This is a genomic window from Sulfurihydrogenibium yellowstonense SS-5, assembly GCF_000173615.1.
In the GTDB taxonomy this organism is placed as follows: Bacteria; Aquificota; Aquificia; order Aquificales; family Hydrogenothermaceae; genus Sulfurihydrogenibium; species Sulfurihydrogenibium yellowstonense.
This window is the reverse complement of sequence record NZ_ABZS01000220.1, coordinates 1-2,169: the sequence shown is the minus strand read 5'-3', so window position 1 is coordinate 2,169 and position 2,169 is coordinate 1. Positions and strand designations below refer to the sequence as shown.

The window sequence follows — 2,169 nt, the reverse complement described above, 5'->3', positions numbered from 1 at the left end:
CCGCTTCTACTCCATAGCTTCCTTGTCCTAAATAAATTTGATTAAGATACAATTCAAGAATTTTTTCTTTTGAGTAAACTTTGTTTAATCTAAGCGCCAAGACTATTTCTTTAATTTTTCTGTTTATACTTCTTTCTGGTGTTAAGAATAAGTTTTTAGCAAGCTGTTGAGAAATTGTACTTCCACCTTCAACAACGCCGCCGCTGAAAATATTTTTAATAAAAGCCCTTAGTATCCCAAAAAAATCTATCCCAGGATTTTCGTAGAATGTTTTATCTTCTACGGCTATAAATGCTTTTTTTACAAAGTCTGGAATCTTGTCAATAGAAACGTAGTATCTTTTTTGAACGTAAAGCTCTGAAAATACTCTATCTTTATAATCGTAGATTACAGATGCTTCCGGTGGCTTCCAGTTTTCAAGCTCTTTTACATCTGGCAGGTCTCTCGTGATGATAAAAACGTATAAGCCAAAAATAAGTGTAAACAGTGAGATAAAACCTGCCAGTCCTAAAATAATTTTTTTCTTCAAAATCTGTCCTTTTAGCTGAAAGTTAATAGATTATAATATTATACAATTTTGCCAAAGAGGTGTATGAATTTGAGCGAGAGGATGGAAAAAATCAAAAACTTTTCTATAATAGCTCTGGTAGCCATTGGAAAATCAACATTGGCATACGGCTTATTGAGTTTTAAAGGTGGATGCAAAAAAAGAGAAATGAAAGAGCAACTCTTAGATACTTTTAGTATAGAAAGAGAAAGAGGAATTACTGTTGAGGTGTAAGAATTTGAGCGAGAGGATGGAAAAAATCAGAAACTTTTCTATAATAGCCCATGTAGACCATGGAAAATCAACCTTGGCAGATAGACTTATTGAGTTTACAGGCGGATTAGAAAAAAGAGAAATGAAAGAACAGCTTTTAGACACTCTTGACATAGAAAGAGAAAGAGGAATTACTATAAAACTCCAAGCAGTTAGATTAAAGTATAAAGATTATACACTACATTTAATAGATACGCCCGGACACGTAGACTTTGGATACGAAGTGTCAAGGTCATTAGCAGCATGCGAAGGGGCATTATTACTCATAGATGCAACGCAAGGAATAGAAGCTCAAACCATAGCTACATTTTGGCAAGCATTAAACCTAAACCTTGAAATAATACCGGTCATAAACAAAATAGACCTTCCGTCTGCTGATGTAGAAAGGATAAAAACGCAGATTGCAGAAGTTTTAGGACTTGACCAAGAAGGAGCAATTTTAGCATCAGGGAAAGCAGGCATAGGAATAGAGGACATATTAGAAGCAATAGTCAAAAGAATCCCGCCACCAAAAGGCGATGAAAACAAACCATTAAAAGCTTTAATCTTTGACTCTTACTACGACCCATACAGAGGAGCTGTAGCATTCATAAGAGTTATTGATGGAGAAGTTAAAGTAGGAACAAGAATTAGATTAATGTCAACAGGAAAAGAGTTTGAAGTTACAGAGGTTGGAGCACAAACGCCAAAGATGACGAAGCTCGATAGCCTAAAAGCCGGAGATGTTGGCTACGTTGCGGCAGCTATCAAAGACGTTAGAGATATCAGAGTTGGAGACACCATAACAGACGCAAAAAGACCGACAGATAAACCGGTTGAAGGATTTAGACCGGCAAAACCTATGGTATACGCCGGATTATACCCAACCGGAAACACAACCTTTGAAGATATGAGAGATGCGTTAGAAAGATACTCTATTAATGACGCAGCATTAACTTACGAAGTAGAATCATCTCCTGCGCTTGGAATGGGATTTAGATGTGGATTTTTAGGTCTGCTTCATCTTGAGATCGTTCAAGAGAGACTTGAAAGAGAGTATGGTATTGAGCTAATCACAACCGCACCAAACGTTATTTATAAAGTAATTACAACAAAAGGAGAGGAGATAGAAGTAAGAAATCCTTCACAACTTCCAAATCCAAACGAGATAGATAAAATTTTAGAGCCATACATAGAAGCAAGCATCATTACGCCAAGTGAGTATGTTGGTTCAATCATGCAACTTGTACAAGAAAAAAGAGGAATTCAAAAAGGCTTTGAATACATAGACCAAAAAACAGTTTTACTTAGATATGAAATTCCACTTGGAGAGGTTTTGTTTGACTTTCATGATAAACTAAAAACAGTTT

Annotated in this window: 2 protein-coding genes and 1 pseudogene; 2 read left to right on the top strand and 1 reads right to left on the bottom strand. The window is 35.9% G+C overall.

All coding sequences use genetic code 11. The features are described 5' to 3' along the window. The coding region (locus SULYE_RS07765) for a transglycosylase domain-containing protein (RefSeq protein WP_007548221.1) at positions 1-529 on the bottom strand (529 nt) is incomplete at its 3' end. Between the two features lie 81 nt (positions 530-610). Here SULYE_RS07765 and SULYE_RS08130 point away from each other — a divergent pair. Both SULYE_RS08130 and lepA read left to right on the top strand, forming a co-directional pair. Then, positions 611-778: pseudogene (locus SULYE_RS08130) on the top strand (GTP-binding protein); the annotation flags it as partial. A 19-nt stretch (positions 779-797) separates the two neighbouring features. Next, positions 798-2,169 (top strand): translation elongation factor 4 (lepA, locus tag SULYE_RS07760; RefSeq protein WP_043989344.1); only part of this gene is annotated, 1,372 nt, incomplete at its 3' end.